The organism is Streptomyces sp. AgN23 (assembly GCF_001598115.1).
GTDB classification, from domain to species: domain Bacteria; phylum Actinomycetota; class Actinomycetes; order Streptomycetales; family Streptomycetaceae; genus Streptomyces; species Streptomyces antimycoticus.
The window spans coordinates 2,713,661-2,729,848 of record NZ_CP007153.1; the positions used below are offsets into that span (position 1 = coordinate 2,713,661).

The following is a 16,188-nucleotide window of genomic DNA, read 5'->3' on the forward strand; positions in this document are numbered from 1 at the left end:
GCCCCCTTCCCCTGACGGGAAGGCGACCGGCCTCTACCGGATCGACCATTCTACGTCGCGTCGCGCCGACGCGCCTCGTGAGCACCGTAAGGCGGTCACGAACCGCCGCCGCGGAACTACCGCGCGTTGAAGTACTTGGCCTCCGGGTGGTGGATGACGATGGCGTCCGTGGACTGCTCGGGGTGGAGCTGGAACTCCTCCGAGAGCTTCACCCCGATCCGCTCGGGCCGCAGCAGATCGGCGATCTTCGCGCGGTCCTCCAGGTCGGGGCAGGCGCCGTAACCCAGCGAGAAGCGCGCGCCGCGGTACTTCAGCGCGAACATGTCCTCCATCTCGCTCGGGTCCTCACCGGCGAAGCCCAGCTCGCCGCGGACCCGGGCGTGCCAGTACTCGGCCAGCGCCTCCGCCAGCTGGACGGACAGGCCGTGCAGCTCCAGATAGTCGCGGTAGGAGTCGGCGGCGAACAGCTCGGCGGTGGCCTCGCCGATCTTCGAGCCGACGGTCACCACCTGCAGCCCGACGACATCGGTCTCACCGGACTCCTCGGGCCGGAAGAAGTCGGCCAGACACAGCCGGCGGCCGCGGCGCTGGCGCGGGAAGGTGAAGCGGGTCCGCTCGCTGCCGTCCTCGTTCAGCAGGACCAGGTCGTCGCCCTTGGAGACGCACGGGAAGTAGCCGTAGACGACGGCCGCCTCCAGCAGGTTCCCGGTGTGCAGCCGGTCCAGCCAGCCGCGCAGCCGGGGCCGCCCCTCGCTCTCCACCAGCTCCTCGTAGCCGGGCCCGTCGCCGGTGCGCGCCTGCTTGAGCCCCCACTGGCCCTTGAACAGCGCGCCCTCGTCCAGCCAGGAGGCGTAGTCGGCCTGCTGGATGCCCTTGACGACGCGGGTGCCCCAGAAGGGCGGCGTGGGCAGGGGGTTGTCGGTGGCCACGTCCGAGCGTGCGGGGCCCTCGTCCGGCTCCGGCTCCCGCACCTGGGCGGCGCGCTGGGGGACGCGGCGCTGCCGGAGCTCGGGGAGCGCCGCGCCGGGCACACCGCGCTTGACGGCGATCAGGGCGTCCATGAGGCGCAGGCCCTCGAAGGCGTCGCGGGCGTAGCGCACCTCGCCCTCGTAGATCTCGTGCAGGTCCTGCTCGACGTAGGCGCGGGTGAGGGCGGCGCCGCCGAGGATGACGGGGAACCGGGCGGCCAGCTTGCGCTGGTTGAGCTCCTCCAGGTTCTCCTTCATGATCACCGTGGACTTCACCAGCAGCCCGGACATGCCGATCACATCGGCGCGGTGCTCCTCGGCGGCCTCCAGGATCGCCGAGACCGGCTGCTTGATGCCCAGGTTGACCACGTTGTAGCCGTTGTTGGACAGGATGATGTCCACGAGGTTCTTACCGATGTCATGGACGTCGCCGCGGACGGTGGCGAGCACGATGGTGCCCTTGCCCTCGTCGTCGGACTTCTCCATGTGCGGCTCCAGATGCGCCACCGCGGTCTTCATGACCTCGGCGGACTGGAGCACGAACGGAAGCTGCATCTGGCCGGAGCCGAACAGCTCGCCGACCACCTTCATGCCGTCCAGCAGCGTCTCGTTGACGATGTCCAGGGCGGGGCGCTCCTGGAGCGCCTCGTCGAGGTCGGCCTCCAGCCCGTTGCGCTCACCGTCGATGATGCGCCGCTTGAGGCGCTCGTCCAGGGGCAGCGCGGCCAGCTCCTCGGCCTTGCCCGCCTTGAGGGACTTGGCCGTGGCGCCCTCGAAGAGCCCCATCAGCTTCTGCAGCGGGTCATAGCCCTCGGCGCGGCGGTCATAGATCAGGTCCAGGGCGGTCTTGACCTGCTCCTCCTCGAACCGCGCGATCGGCAGGATCTTGGAGGCGTGCACGATCGCCGAGTCCAGGCCCGCCTTGACGCATTCGTCGAGGAAGACGGAGTTGAGCACGATCCGGGCGGCCGGGTTGAGGCCGAAGGAGATGTTCGACAGGCCCAGCGTGGTCTGGACGTCCGGGTGGCGCCGCTTGAGCTCGCGGATCGCCTCGATGGTGGCGATGCCGTCCTTACGGGACTCCTCCTGACCGGTGCAGATGGTGAAGGTCAGGGTGTCGATGAGGATGTCCGACTCGTGGATGCCCCAGTTGCCGGTCAGGTCGGCGATCAGCCGCTCGGCGATCTCCACCTTGTGCTCCGGCGTGCGGGCCTGGCCCTCCTCGTCGATGGTCAGCGCGATCAGGGCGGCGCCGTGCTCCTGGGCGAGCCGGGTGACCTTGGCGAACCGCGAGTCGGGGCCGTCCCCGTCCTCGTAGTTGACGGAGTTGATGACCGCGCGTCCGCCGAGCTTCTCCAGCCCGGCCCGGATGACGTCGACCTCGGTGGAGTCCAGGACGATGGGGAGGGTGGAGGCGGTGGCGAACCGCCCGGCCAGCTCCTCCATGTCCGCGACGCCGTCCCGGCCGACGTAGTCCACGCACAGGTCGAGCAGATGGGCGCCCTCGCGGATCTGCTCCCGGGCGATCTCCACACAGTCGTCCCAGCGAGCCTCCAGCATGGCCTCGCGGAACTTCTTGGAGCCGTTGGCGTTGGTGCGCTCGCCGATCGCCAGGTACGAGGTGTCCTGGCGGAACGGCACCGTCTGGTAGAGCGAGGCGGCGCCGGGCTCGGGGCGCGGGGAGCGCTCGGTGGGGGTCAGGTCGCGGACCCGCTCGACGACCTGGCGCAGATGCTCGGGCGTGGTGCCGCAGCAGCCGCCGACCAGGGAGATCCCGTACTCGCGGACGAAGGTCTCCTGGGCGTCGGCCAGCTCGCCGGGGGTGAGGGGATAGTGGGCGCCGTCCTTGCCCAGCACCGGAAGGCCGGCGTTGGGCATGCAGGACAGCGGGATGCGGGAGTGGCGGGCGAGATGGCGCAGATGCTCGCTCATCTCGGCGGGGCCGGTGGCGCAGTTGAGGCCGATCATGTCGATGCCGAGCGGCTCGAGGGCCGTGAGCGCCGCGCCGATCTCGGAGCCGAGCAGCATGGTGCCGGTGGTCTCGACGGTGACCGAGCAGATCAGGGGGAGGTTGGCGCCGGTGGCGTCCAGGGCGCGGCGGGCGCCGAGGACCGCGGCCTTGGTCTGCAGCAGGTCCTGGGTGGTCTCCACCAGGAGGGCGTCCGCGCCACCGGCGATCATGCCTTCGGCATTGGCCTGGTAGGCGTCGCGGAGGGTGATATAGGGCGCGTGGCCGAGGGTGGGCAGCTTGGTGCCGGGGCCCATGGAGCCCAGCACCCAGCGCTGGCGTCCGTCGGCGGCGAACTCGTCGGCGACCTCACGGGCGATCCGGGCGCCGGCCTCGGAGAGCTCGTGGACGCGTTCGGGGATGTCGTACTCACCGAGCGCCGCGTGGTTGGCACCGAAGGTGTTGGTCTCGACGCAGTCCACCCCGGCGGCGTAGTACTCCTCGTGGACCGAGCGGACGATGTCCGGGCGGGTGATGTTGAGGATCTCGTTGCAGCCCTCGAGCTGCTGGAAGTCGTCGAGACTGGGGTCCTGCGCCTGGAGCATCGTCCCCATCGCACCGTCGGCGACCACCACGCGGGTGGCCAGTGCTTCGCGGAGCGCGTCGGCTCGGGCGGCGGATGTGGGCGATGGCGTATGCGAGGCCATGGATGTGCTCCCTGGAGTGCGACGGCTGTCGGCTTTGCGCCCTCCCTGGGGACGGCGCACCACGCCAGAGTAGCTGCCAGTGGTCATTTCACGATGGTCGTTCCATCAGCCGGGATGGGCGCGGGCGGCCGGCCCTCGGCGGGCCCTTGATCGTCGACAGATGGCCTTGCGGTACCGCAGGGTCGACATGGACCGATAGTGTTCAGCATTGTCGAACCGCAGTCAGGAGGTTGGCGATGGCCCGGAACATCCAGTCGTTGGAGCGCGCCGCCGCGATGCTACGCCTGCTCGCCGGTGGTGAGCGACGTCTGGGACTGTCCGACATCGCCTCCACTCTGGGGCTGGCCAAGGGCACCGCGCACGGCATACTGCGCACGCTGCAGCAGGAGGGCTTTGTCGAGCAGGACGAGGCATCCGGCCGCTATCAGCTCGGCGCGGAGCTGCTGCGCCTGGGCAACAGCTATCTGGACGTGCACGAGCTGCGCGCCCGCGCCCTGGTCTGGACGGACGACCTGGCCCGCTCCAGCGGCGAGAGCGTGTACCTGGGCGTGGTGCACCAGCAGGGTGTGCTGATCGTCCACCATGTCTTCCGGCCGGACGACAGCCGCCAGGTGCTGGAGGTCGGCGCGATGCACCCGCTGCACTCCTCGGCCCTGGGCAAGGTGCTCTCCGCCTACGACCCGGTGGCCCACAGCGAGGTGACCGAGGCCGACCGCAAGGCGTTCACGCCCCGCACGGTGACCGGGGAGCGGGAGTTCGAGGGCGTACTGGACCTGATCCGGGCGCGCGGCTGGGCCTCCGATGTGGAGGAGACCTGGGAGGGCGTGGCGTCGGTCGCGGCGCCCATCCACGACCGGCGCCGGCTGCCGGTGGGCGCGGTGGGGATCACGGGCGCGGTCGAGCGGGTGTGCGACGGCGGGGAGCTGCGCTCGGAGCTGGTGGCCGCCGTACGGGACTGCGCCCGCGCCGTCTCCCGGGACCTGGGCGCCCTCCGTTTCTGAATCGTGGCAACCCGCGTGGATCTGCCCCCATATCCCGGCATGACCTGCTTCATCACGGTTTCACATACGCGCGATTTTTCCTTCACACGACCCTTGACGGGGTCTTCGCTGTGAAGAAAACTGCCGTTCATCGGTCGGCATTGTCGAACACCTGACGACAATATTCGCTATGGTGGACTCGCCGCGGGCCGACCAACGCCCTCCCACGAGGGCGCGGACCACCGGTGAGAACCCGGGGGTTCGCCTTCCCCTGGACGAAGGACAAAGGAGTCGCGGGTGTCCAGCTCCGACATCTTCATCGGCGAGACCATCGGTACCGCCGTACTCATTCTGCTCGGCTGCGGTGTCGTCGCCGGCGTGATCTTGAAGCGATCCAAGGCGTTCGAGGCGGGGTGGGTCGCCATCACCCTCGGGTGGGGCTTCGCCGTCCTCACCGGCGCGTATATCTCGGCGCCTCTCTCGGGGGCCCATCTCAACCCGGCGGTGACGCTGGGCCTCGCCATCAAGGGCGGCATCGAGTGGAGCGATGTGCCGGTCTACTTCCTCGGCCAGATGCTCGGCGCGGTGATCGGCGCGGCGCTGGTGTGGCTCGCCTACCTCGGCCACTTCCACGCCCATCTCACCGACCGCGAGATCGTCGGCGGCCCGGGCGCCCAGGACACGGTTGCCGCGGACAAGCAGCAGGCCACCGACGCCGGCCCGGTGCTGGGCGTCTTCTCCACCGGCCCCGAGATCCGGAACGTCGCACAGAACCTGGCCACCGAGATCATCGCCACGGCCGTGCTGGTGCTCGCCATCCTCACCCAGGGGCTCAACGGCGACGGCAAGGGCCTGGGCGTCATCGGCGTCATGATCACCGCCTTCGTGGTGGTCGGCATCGGCCTCTCGCTCGGCGGCCCGACCGGTTACGCCATCAACCCGGCGCGTGACCTCGGCCCCCGTATCGCCCACGCCCTCCTGCCGCTGCCCAACAAGGGCGGCTCGGACTGGGGCTATGCCTGGATCCCCGTCGTCGGCCCGCTCATCGGCGGCGCCATCGCCGGCGGGATCTACGAGATCGCCTTCGCCTAGCCCACCCCACCACCCGCAGGAGAGCAGCAGATCATGACCGACACCCACACCACGAGCGCCTCGTCCCACGGCCAGGGCCCGTTCATCGCGGCCATCGACCAGGGCACCACCTCCAGCCGCTGCATCGTCTTCGACCGCGACGGCCGCATCGTCTCGGTGGACCAGAAGGAACACGAGCAGATCTTCCCCAAGCCCGGCTGGGTGGAGCACGACGCCACCGAGATCTGGGAGAACGTCAAGGAGGTCGTCGCCGGCGCCATCAGCAAGGCCGGCATCACCGCCATCGACGTCAAGGCGATCGGCATCACCAACCAGCGCGAGACCACCCTGCTGTGGGACCGCAAGACCGGTGAGCCGGTGCACAACGCCATCGTCTGGCAGGACACCCGCACCGACGCCCTCTGCCGCGAACTCGGCCGCAACGTCGGCCAGGACCGCTTCCGCCGCGAGACCGGCCTCCCGCTGGCCTCCTACTTCGCCGGTCCCAAGATCCGCTGGCTGCTCGACAACGTCGAGGGGCTGCGCGAGCGGGCCGAGGCGGGCGACATCCTCTTCGGCACCATGGACTCCTGGGTCATCTGGAACCTGACCGGCGGCGTCAACGGCGGTGTGCACGTCACCGACGTCACCAACGCCTCCCGCACCCTCCTGATGAACCTCCACACCCTCGACTGGGACGAGAAGATCCTCACGTCGATGGACATCCCGGCCGCCGTGCTGCCGCGGATACGCTCCTCCGCCGAGGTCTACGGCCACACGGCCGAGGGCATCCTGGCGGGCGTGCCGGTCGCCTCGGCGCTCGGCGACCAGCAGGCGGCCCTCTTCGGCCAGACCTGCTACGCCGAGGGCGAGGCCAAGTCGACCTACGGCACCGGCACCTTCCTGCTGATGAACACCGGCGAGAAGCCGGTCAACTCCTACAACGGGCTGCTGACCACGGTCGGCTACCGGATCGGCGACGAGAAGCCGGTCTACGCCCTGGAGGGCTCGATCGCGGTCACCGGTTCGCTGGTGCAGTGGATGCGGGACCAGATGGGCCTGATCAACAGCGCCGCCGAGATCGAGACCCTCGCCAGCTCCGTCGAGGACAACGGCGGCGCGTACTTCGTGCCCGCCTTCTCGGGCCTGTTCGCCCCGTACTGGCGGGACGACGCGCGTGGCGTGATCGCGGGCCTGACCCGCTATGTCACCAAGGCGCACATCGCGCGCGCCGTGCTCGAGGCCACCGCCTGGCAGACCCGCGAGATCGTCGACGCGATGACCAAGGACTCCGGGGTCGAGCTCACCGCGCTCAAGGTCGACGGCGGTATGACCTCCAACAACCTTCTGATGCAGACCCTCTCGGACGCCCTGGACGCACCCGTGGTGCGCCCGATGGTCGCCGAGACCACCTGCCTCGGCGCGGCCTACGCCGCCGGTCTGGCCGTCGGCTTCTGGCCGGACACCGACGCCCTGCGCGCCAACTGGCGCCGGGCGGCCGAATGGACCCCCCGAATGGACGCGGACGTCCGCGACCGCGAGTACAAGAACTGGCTCAAGGCCGTGCAGCGGACCATGGGCTGGATCGAAGACGAGGAGTAATCAATGACCACCCTGCAGAGCGTTCCGTCCCTCGGAACGCACCCGGCTGCCGGTTCGAACCCGAGCCGAGCCGAAACCCGGGAACAGCTTTCCAAGGCGACGTACGACCTCCTGGTGATCGGCGGCGGCATTCTGGGCATCACCACTGCCTGGCACGCCGCGCAGTCCGGGCTGCGGGTGGCGATGGTGGATGCCGGTGACTTCGCCGGCGCCACCTCCTCCGCCTCCTCCAAGCTGCTCCACGGCGGCCTGCGCTATCTCCAGACCGGCGCGGTCAAGCTGGTCGCCGAGAACCACTTCGAGCGGCGCGCGGTCTCCCGTACCGTCGCCCCGCACCTGGCCAACCCGCTCACCTTCTACCTGCCGGTCTACAAGGGCGGCCCGCACGGCGCGACCAAGCTGGGCGCGGGTGTCTTCGCCTACTCGGCGCTCTCCGCGTTCCGGGACGGCGTCGGCCATGTGATCGGCGCCGAGCGGGCCGCGCGCGACGTCCCGGAGCTGCGCACCGAGAACCTCAAGGCGGTCGCGGTCTACGGCGACGGCCAGATGAACGACAGCCGCATGGCCCTGATGACGGTCCGGGCGGCCGTGGAGGCGGGCGCCACCGTCCTCAACCACGCCGAGGTCGTGGGCCTGCGCAAGAGCGACGGCCGGGTCACCGGCGCCGAGCTCAAGGACCGCACCGACGGCACCGAGTTCGGGGTGAACGCCCGTCTGGTGCTCAACGCCACCGGCCCCTGGGTCGACCATCTGCGCCGGATGGAGGACCCGAACGCGGCGCCGTCGATCCGGCTGTCCAAGGGCGCGCATCTGGTCCTCAAGCGCACCTCCCCCTGGCGGGCGGCGCTGGCGACCCCGATCGACAAGTACCGCATCACCTTCGCCCTCCCCTGGGAGGACATGCTGCTGCTGGGCACCACGGACGAGGAGTTCGAGGGCGACCCGGCCGATGTGGCGGTCAACGAGGCGGACATCGCCCAGATCCTGGACGAGGCGGCCTTCTCCATCCGCGACCAGCAGCTCTCCCGAGACCTGATCACCTACTCCTTCGCGGGGCTCCGGGTGCTGCCCGGCGGCCCCGGCGACACCGCCAAGGCCAAGCGCGAGACCGTGGTCACCGAGGGCAGGGGCGGGATGCTCTCCATAGCCGGCGGCAAGTGGACCACCTTCCGCCACATCGGCCGCACCGTGATGCACAAGCTGGCCCAGCTGCCGGGCCGCCCGCTCGCCGACGACATGGAGCCGGTCAAGCTGCTGCCCAAGCACATGCCGCTGCCGGGCCTGGCCAATCCGCACGCCGTCGAGCACCGGCTGCTGGTGGACGGCGGCACCCCCGGCCCGCGCATGGCCGCCGACACCGCCCGTCACCTGGCGACCCACTACGGCTCGCTCTCCTTCGACATCGCCCGGCTGGCCAGCGGCGACGCGGCGCTCGCCGAGCGGATCCACCCGGACGCCCCGGAGATCTGGGCGCAGGTCGTCTACGCCCGGGACTACGAGTGGGCGCGCACGGCGGACGACGTACTGCGCCGCCGCACCACCCTGACCATCCGCGGCCTGGACTCCGAGGACATCCGGAGCCGGGTCGAGGATCTGCTGGCCAAGCGACCCTGACCCCCACGGGCCCGCCTTCCCAGTCCGGGCGGCCGGGTGAGACGAAACGTCGTCTCACCCGGCCGCCCGGACTGGGTTCGGACCCCGGCCGGATCGCCCCGGTGGTGCGCCGGGGCAGCGCGCAACACGCCGCGGAGCTGACCTGAGGCTTCCCCAAGTTCCGTCGTCTGTACGGCAGTTGGCGGTGATCCTCTGTGCGGGCCGCGGACTTACTCGCGCGTTAAAAATCTGCGGAATCGCTCTTGCCTTCTTCGGCGGTGCGCGCATCAATGACATCGCCCGTGGATGACGGGCGGGAACCCCCCACACATCAGCGCACTCCCCCACTCCGGAAGGCAGTCCCATGAGACGCTTCAAGCTCGGGATCAGCACGGCAATGGGAACAGCAGCACTGGCCGCCGGCGCGCTGGCGCTGGCGCCGACCGCGTCCGCGGTCGACCCCACGACCGCGACCCTGACCGCCGACTGCGGGACCTACGGGTCGGGCCTGGCCACCCTCACGGCCACGCAGAGCGGGACGGCCGCGACCATCACCCTGTCCTCGGGAGCGATCAAGGCTCCGATCGACGTCCCGGCGGGCTCGGTGAGCTCGACGCTGACCCTGTCGAAGAACGGCTCCGGGACCGCCACCTTCACCGGCAACGCCAACCCGGCGATCCCGACCGGCTCCGATGTGACCACGGGCCCGCTCAAGGGCACGGTGGCCGCGGGCGACGTCCTGGAGGCCAAGTCGCTCAAGCTGGTCATCTTCGGCCTGATCACGGTGAACTGCACCGCCACCTCGCCCCAGAACCCGGGGCCGTTCACCTTCTGAGCCCTCCGATGAACCGGCGCTGAGCCGGTCTTCGGGCCCTCCCGGCAGCAGGCCACAGCGGACCGGCGGCGTCCCCGGCGGACGCCGCCGGTTTCGCGCGCGCCATAAGCCATAATGGACCCCTGATACATCGGATGTTTGGCTCCGGGGAGGTCCACCATGGCGGTCACCGACGAGGCGATCGAGAAAATCAAGGGCATGATCGTCTCGGGCGCGCTGCGGCCCGGTGACCGGCTCCCCAAGGAGAGTGAGCTGGCCGCCGATCTCGGGCTGTCCCGCAACTCGCTGCGCGAGGCCGTGCGGGCCCTGTCGCTGATCCGGATCCTCGACGTACGCCAGGGCGACGGCACCTATGTGACCAGCCTCGACCCCCAGTTGCTGCTGGAGGCGCTGAGCTTCGTCGTGGACTTCCACCGCGATGACACCGTACTGGAGTTCCTGGCCGTACGGCGGATCCTGGAGCCCGCGGCCACGGCGCTCGCCTCCGCCCGGATCAGCGACGCCGAGCTGGACCGGCTCCAGGAGCAGCTGGACGCGCTCGGGCAGGAGCCCTCGGTGGAGGAACTGGTCGCCTGCGACCTGGAATTCCATCGCGGCATCGTCCAGTGCTCGGGCAACTCGGTGCTCTGCTCACTGCTCGACGGGCTCTCCGGGCCCACCACCCGGGCCCGGGTGTGGCGCGGTCTGACCCAGGAGGACGCGGTCAGCCGCACCCTCCATGAGCACCGGGCGATCCTCTCCGCGCTGCGGGACCGCGACGCGGAGGCGGCGCGGTCCTGGGCGACGGTGCACATCGCGAGCGTGGAGCAGTGGCTGCGCTCCACGCTGTGAGCCCCGGCGGGCGGTGCGCGCCTTACGGCCGGAGGCGGTAGGCGCGGGCCGCGTTGCCGCCGAAGACGGCGGCGCGCTCGTCCTCGCCGAGCTGGAGCGTGGCCCGCTCCGCGAGGGCCACCACCTCGTCGTAGGTCGCGGCCAGGATGCACACCGGCCAGTCGGAGCCGAACAGCACCCGTCCGGGCCCGAAGGCGTCCAGGACGTGCCGCGCGTACGGCAGCACCTGCTCCGGCTTCCAGCCGTCCCAGTCCGCCTCGGTGACCAGTCCGGACAGCTTGCAGTCGACGTTGGCCAGGGCCGCGAGCGAGGTGAGCTGCCGGGCCCAGAGGTCGCGCTCACCGCTCGCCACCGGCGGCTTGGCCGCGTGGTCGAGGACGAAGCGCACCTGCGGCAGCTCGCGGACGGCGTCGATGGCCGCGGGGAGTTCGCGCGGGGTGACCAGCAGGTCGTAGACCAGCCCCGCGTCGGCCACGGCGGCGAGCCCCCGGCGGGCGTCCTCGCGGTCCAGCCAGCGCGGATCCGGCTCGTCCTGCACCTGGTGGCGCAGGCCCACCAGTCGGTCGCCGCCGGGTCCGGCGGCCAGCTCCGCGAGCACCTCGCACACCCCGGGATCGGTGAGGTCGGCCCAGCCGACGACGCCCGCGATCCGGTCCGATCCGCCCGCCAGGGCCAGGAGTTCCCGGGTCTCCTCGACGGAGGAGCTGGACTGGACGACGACGGTGGCGCCGATCCCATGGGCGTCCAGATGCGGGGCGAGATCGTCCGGGGTGAAGGTGCGGCGGATGGGTTCGGCCCAGGGGCCGTCCATCCAGGGCTGCTCACGGCGGGTCAGGTCCCACAGATGGTGGTGAGCGTCGATACGGCGAGGCAAGATCACTCCTCGGGGGTGGGGACCGGCAGCGGGATGTCCTCGTCGAGCAGCCCGCGCGCCACCAGAGCCTGCCACAGCTCATCGGGGATGTCGTGGCTGAACAACGCGGCGTTGTCCCGGACTTCGGCCGGGGTGGCACAGCCGACCACGGCCGCGGCCACGGCGGGATGGCCGAAGGGGAAGCGCAGCGCGGCGGCCCGCAGCGGCACCTCGTACTCGGCGCACACCTCGGCCAGCCGCTGGGCCCGCGCCAGGAGCTCGGGCGGCGCCTGCTGGTAGTCGTAGCGGGCCCCGGGGGCGGGGTCGGCGAGCAGCCCGGAGTTGTAGACCCCGCCGACCACCACGGAGGTGCCGCGCCGCTCGCAGACCGGCAGCAGATCGTCGTGGGCGGTGCGGTCCAGCAGCGTCCAGCGCCCGGCGCACAGCACGACGTCCACATCGAAGTCGGCGACGAACCGGGCGAGGAGGTCGCTGTGGTTCATGCCGAAGCCGATGGCCCGGACGAGTTTCTCCTGCTTCAGCTCGGCCAGCGCCGCGAAGCCCGTCTCATAGACCTCACGGATGTGGTCTTCCGGATCGTGAACGTAGACGATGTCCAGGGCGTCGACCCCGAGCCGCTCCAGGGAGGACTCGAGAGTGGCGCGGATGCCGTCCCGGGTGAAGTCCCACTCCCGGACCCGGTCGGGGGTGTCGGCGAACCCGTCCGGCTGGACGGGCTCCCCGGGGGCCCGCGGCCGCAGCCGCCGCCCCACCTTGGTGGAGAGGGTGTACGAGGCGCGCTCGCGCCCGGCCAGCACCCGCCCCAGCCGCTCCTCGGAAAGACCCACGCCGTAGTGCGGCGCGGTGTCCATATAGGTCAGGCCGGTGTCGAACGCCGCCCTTACGGTGTCCCGCGCACGCTCCTCCGGCACCGCCTCGTAGAGATTGCCCAGCGGCGCGCAGCCAAGACCCAGGGGTGGTACGCGCACCCCCGAGCGACCCAGTTCGCGCGGACCGCTCGGGGCCCGTCCTCCGTCGCCCACCATGGCTTCCTCCCGACCGGCTCTCAGTCCTGCTTCTCGCCGCTGGCGTAGCGGGAGATGATCAGCGCGACGATGATGATCGAGCCGTTGATGAACTGGTTCCACAGGGGCGGTACCCCGCCCAGGGTCATCACATTGACGACCAGTTGCAGCGTCAGCACGCCCGTGAGCGCGCCGAAGAGCGTGCCGCGGCCGCCCTTGAGGCTGATTCCGCCGATGACCGCCGCGGCGAACACCTGGAAGATCCAGCCGTTGCCCTGGGTCGCGGCGACCGAGCCGTAGTGGCCGGTGTAGAGGATGCCCGCGAAGGCGGCGAGGAGCCCGCCGACGCTCAGCACGATCCAGGTGATCCGGTCCACCCGGATGCCCGCCGCCCGCGCGGCCTCGGGGTTGCCGCCGATCGCGTACAGCGCGCGCCCGTGCCGCAGATAGCCGAGCGCCAGGCCGCCGAGGGCGTACAGCCCCAGGCAGATCCACACGGCGGCGGGCACGCCCAGCCAGTCGGCCTTGCCGAGGTAGCGGAAGGACTCGGGGACGTTGACGATCGACTGGCCCTCGGCGACGCCGACCTGCAGTCCGCGCAGCATGGTGAGCATGCCCAGGGTCGCGATGAAGCCGTTGACACGCAGCTTGAGCATCAGGAAGCCGTTGGCCGCGCCGATCAGCGCCCCGACCGCCAGGCACAGCGGTATGGCGGTCCACACCGGCAGCAGCCCCAGGCCCTCGAACCGCGCCCCGTGATCGGGCAGGACGAGCCATAGGGCGATCACCGGCGCCACGGCGATGGTCGACTCCAGGGAGAGGTCCATCCGCCCGCTGATCAGGATCAGCGCCTCGCCCAGCACCAGCAGCCCCAGCTCGGTGGACTGCTGGACGACGCCGATCAGGTTGTCCTCGGTGAGGAAGGCGGGCGAGACGATGAAGCCGATGACCCCGAGGACGAAGATCACGGGGACCAGTGACAGATCGCGCCAGCGCGCGATGTCGATCCGCGGCCGGCCCCGCCCCGCCGGGCCGTCAGCCACCGCCTCGGCGGTTTGCTGACGTGCCGTATCGGTCATGACTGCCCTCCCTCTGTGCGGTCTCCTGTGTCCCTCGCCGTGCCGTTGGTGCCCGGCTCCGTCATGCCCTCCATGGCGGCGACGAGCTGACGGTCGCTCCAACCGCTGTCGAACTCCGCGACCACCCGCCCGTGGAAGAAGGCCAGGACCCGGTCGCAGACCCGCAGATCGTCCAGTTCGTCGGAGACGATGACCGCGCCGCTCCCGGCCGCGGCGACGTCCCGTACGACGCCGAGCAGGGCATCCTTGGACTTCACGTCCACCCCGGCGGTCGGGCGGATCGCCACCAGGAGGCTGGGCTCACGGGCCAGGGCCCGCGCGATGACGACCTTCTGCTGATTTCCGCCGGACAAACCCGAAACGGGCTGCGAGGGGCCCGAGGTCTTGATGTCCAGGGAGGTGATCATCCGCTGGGCGAAGGCACGGGTCCGGGAGGGCAGCACCGTGCCGTAGGGCCCGAGTTGGTCGGTGACGGTCAAGGTGGCGTTCTCGGCGACGCTGCGGCCCAGGACCAGGCCCTGATCGTGCCGGTCCTCCGGGACGTAGCCGATGCCCGCGTCGATGGCGTGCGGCACGCTCCCGGGGCGCACCGGGCGGCCGCGCACCGAAAGCTGCCCGCCGGCCGGTTTGCGCAGGCCCACCAGGGTCTCGCCGACCGCCGTGTTGCCGCTGGCCGTGACCCCGGCCAGGCCGAGCACCTCGCCGGGGCGCACCACCAGGTCCAGCGGGTCGAACTCGCCCTCCAGGCTGAGCCCTTCGGTGCGCAGCACCGGCTCCCCGCCCGGGCCGGCCTCCTTACGGGCGACGGGGGCGCGGACGGCCGCCCGGGAGTCGCCTCCGGGCGCCGCGCCGTCGTCCCCGGTCATCGCCGCCACCAGCTCCTCCTTGGGGAGGCCGGCGACCGGGGCGGTGAGCACATGCCGGGCGTCGCGGAAGACCGTGACGGTGTCGCAGAGTTCGTAGACCTCCTGCAGATGGTGCGAGATGAACAGGAAGGCCACCCCCTGCCGCCGCAGCTCCAGCAGCTTGGCGAAGAGCCGGTCGATACCGCCCGCGTCGAGCTGGGCGGTGGGCTCGTCGAGGATGATCAGCCGGGCGCCGAAGGAGAGGGCGCGGGCGATCTCCACGAACTGCCGCTGCTCGACGCTGAGATCCCTCGCCCGCGTCCGCGGATCCACCTCCACGCCGTACTCGGCCAGCAGCGCGCGGGCGTCCTCGCGCAGGGCGCGCCAGCGGATGTGGCGCGTCCCCGGGAAGCGGTTGAGGTAGAGGTTCTCGGCGACCGTCAGGTCCGGGACCACCATCGACTTCTGGTAGACGCAGGCCACCTTGCGCTGCCAGGCGGCGGTGTCGCCGTAGCCGGGGGCGGGCTCGCCCCCGAAGGCCACCTCGCCCTCGTCCGGGCGCTCCATCCCGGTCAGGACGGACACCAGCGTGGACTTGCCCGCCCCGTTGCGCCCGACGAGCGCATGGGCCTCCCCGGGCCGTACGGCCAGCCGGGCCTGGTCCAGGGCGACGGTGGGACCGAACCGTTTGACGATGCCCTGGGCCCGCACCACGGCGGGCTGCTCGACCGTGCCCATGGTCACTTCTTCTCGAGCTGGTTGGCCCACAGCTTCTTGTCGTCGACGTTCTCCTTGGTGACCAGCGGCGCCGGGAGCTGGTCCTCCAGACCGTTCTCGATCTTGACGATGGTGGAGCCGTGATCGGTGGGGCCGGGTTTGAACGTCTTGCCGTCCAGAGCGGCCTTCGCGTAGTTCAGGGCCCACTGGGCGTAGAGGTCGGCGGGCTGGGAGAGCGTGGCGTCGATCTTCCCGGAGCGGATCGCGTCCAGCTCCTCGGGTATCCCGTCGTTGGAGATGATCGTGATGTGCTTGTCCGAACCGGCCGGCTTCAGCAGCCGCTTCTGCTCCAGCAGCGCGAGCGTGGGCTGCAGGAATGCGCCGCCCGCCTGCATGTAGATGCCGTTGATGTCCTTGTGCTGGGCCAGCAGGCTCTGCAGCTTGGCGGAGGCCACATCGCCCTTCCAGTCGGTGGGCAGCTCATGCACCTTGATGCCGGGGTACTTCTTCTTCATGCAGGAGGCGAACGCCTGTGAGCGGTCCCGGCCGTTGATGGAGCTGAGGTCGCCCTGGAGTTCGGCGACCCGGCCCTTGCCGCCCAGCTTCTCGCCGAGGTACTCGCACGCCTTGGTGCCGTACGCCCGGTTGTCGGCCCGTACCACCATGTAGACCTTGCCGGAGTCGGGCCGGGTGTCCACGCTCACCACGGGGATCTTCTTCTCCTCCAGCTGTTCCAGGGTGGAGGAGATGGCGCCGGTGTCCTGGGGGGCCATGACGATCGCCTTGGCGCCCTGGTCGGTGAAGGCCTGGACGTTGGCGACCAGCTTGGAGATGTCGTTCTGCGAGTTGGACAGCGGCAGCGCGGAGACGGTGCCCTTGTCGACACCCTTCTCCAGGTACTGCTGGTAGGAGTTCCAGAAGTCGGTGTCCGTCCGCGGCATGTCGATGCCGACCTTGCCGCCGCCGGCGCCATTGCTCTCTCGATTGCAGCCGGTGAGCGCCACGACGGCCAGCAGCACGGCGCAGGCGGCGGTGCCGGTGGTGCGGAGTCTCGTCATCGAGTCCCGTCCTTGGTCATTCTGGGTCGAGTGGTGCGGGTGGTACCGGTCTCGGGCGTAGCGCCGGGCGAAGCCG

General features: G+C 70.7%; 12 protein-coding genes. 6 read left to right on the top strand and 6 right to left on the bottom strand.

What is annotated here, in order from left to right; translation table 11 throughout:
• Positions 1-116: 116 nt before the first annotated feature.
• Positions 117-3,623, bottom strand: coding sequence for a methionine synthase (gene metH, locus AS97_RS11865; protein ID WP_210564865.1), 3,507 nt, complete (start codon positions 3,621-3,623; stop codon positions 117-119).
• Positions 3,624-3,859: 236 nt separating this feature from the next.
• Here metH and AS97_RS11870 point away from each other — a divergent pair, with 236 nt between their 5' ends.
• From AS97_RS11870 to AS97_RS11895, 6 genes are all read left to right on the top strand, one after another.
• Positions 3,860-4,624 carry an IclR family transcriptional regulator gene (locus tag AS97_RS11870; RefSeq protein WP_059148615.1) on the top strand — a complete coding sequence of 255 codons (765 nt, stop codon included), beginning with the start codon at positions 3,860-3,862 and terminating at the stop codon, positions 4,622-4,624.
• Positions 4,625-4,900: 276 nt separating this feature from the next.
• On the top strand, positions 4,901-5,695 hold the full coding sequence (locus AS97_RS11875; protein WP_059148616.1) for an MIP/aquaporin family protein: 795 nt from the start codon (positions 4,901-4,903) through the stop codon (positions 5,693-5,695).
• A 33-nt stretch (positions 5,696-5,728) separates the two neighbouring features.
• On the top strand, positions 5,729-7,276 hold the full coding sequence (gene glpK / locus AS97_RS11880; RefSeq protein WP_059148617.1) for a glycerol kinase GlpK: 1,548 nt from the start codon (positions 5,729-5,731) through the stop codon (positions 7,274-7,276).
• Positions 7,277-7,279: 3 nt separating this feature from the next.
• Entirely contained in the window at positions 7,280-8,890 is a 1,611-nt protein-coding gene (locus tag AS97_RS11885) for a glycerol-3-phosphate dehydrogenase/oxidase (RefSeq protein ID WP_059148618.1), read from the top strand.
• A 343-nt stretch (positions 8,891-9,233) separates the two neighbouring features.
• Positions 9,234-9,704, top strand: coding sequence for a hypothetical protein (locus AS97_RS11890; RefSeq protein ID WP_059148619.1), 471 nt, complete (start codon positions 9,234-9,236; stop codon positions 9,702-9,704).
• Between the two features lie 159 nt (positions 9,705-9,863).
• Entirely contained in the window at positions 9,864-10,535 is a 672-nt protein-coding gene (locus AS97_RS11895; RefSeq protein WP_059148620.1) for a FadR/GntR family transcriptional regulator, read from the top strand.
• Positions 10,536-10,557: 22 nt separating this feature from the next.
• Here AS97_RS11895 and AS97_RS11900 read toward each other — a convergent pair whose 3' ends face one another.
• From AS97_RS11900 to AS97_RS11920, 5 genes are read right to left on the bottom strand one after another with little or no spacing between them, the layout of a single operon-like run.
• Positions 10,558-11,409 carry an amidohydrolase family protein gene (locus AS97_RS11900; protein ID WP_125755263.1) on the bottom strand — a complete coding sequence of 284 codons (852 nt, stop codon included), beginning with the start codon at positions 11,407-11,409 and terminating at the stop codon, positions 10,558-10,560.
• A 2-nt stretch (positions 11,410-11,411) separates the two neighbouring features.
• Positions 11,412-12,434 carry an aldo/keto reductase gene (locus AS97_RS11905; RefSeq protein WP_125755261.1) on the bottom strand — a complete coding sequence of 341 codons (1,023 nt, stop codon included), beginning with the start codon at positions 12,432-12,434 and terminating at the stop codon, positions 11,412-11,414.
• A 20-nt stretch (positions 12,435-12,454) separates the two neighbouring features.
• Positions 12,455-13,492, bottom strand: a complete 1,038-nt coding sequence (locus tag AS97_RS11910; protein WP_059148622.1) for an ABC transporter permease — start codon at positions 13,490-13,492, stop codon at positions 12,455-12,457.
• The gene (locus tag AS97_RS11915; protein ID WP_210564866.1) at positions 13,489-15,075 is read right to left on the bottom strand and encodes a sugar ABC transporter ATP-binding protein; all 1,587 of its coding nucleotides are present in this window, start codon (positions 15,073-15,075) and stop codon (positions 13,489-13,491) included. The genes AS97_RS11910 and AS97_RS11915 overlap by 4 nt, the downstream gene beginning before the upstream one ends.
• A gap of 2 nt (positions 15,076-15,077) precedes the next feature.
• Complete coding sequence (locus AS97_RS11920; protein ID WP_059148652.1) at positions 15,078-16,112, bottom strand: sugar ABC transporter substrate-binding protein; 1,035 nt, start codon at positions 16,110-16,112, stop codon at positions 15,078-15,080.
• Positions 16,113-16,188 lie beyond the last annotated feature (76 nt).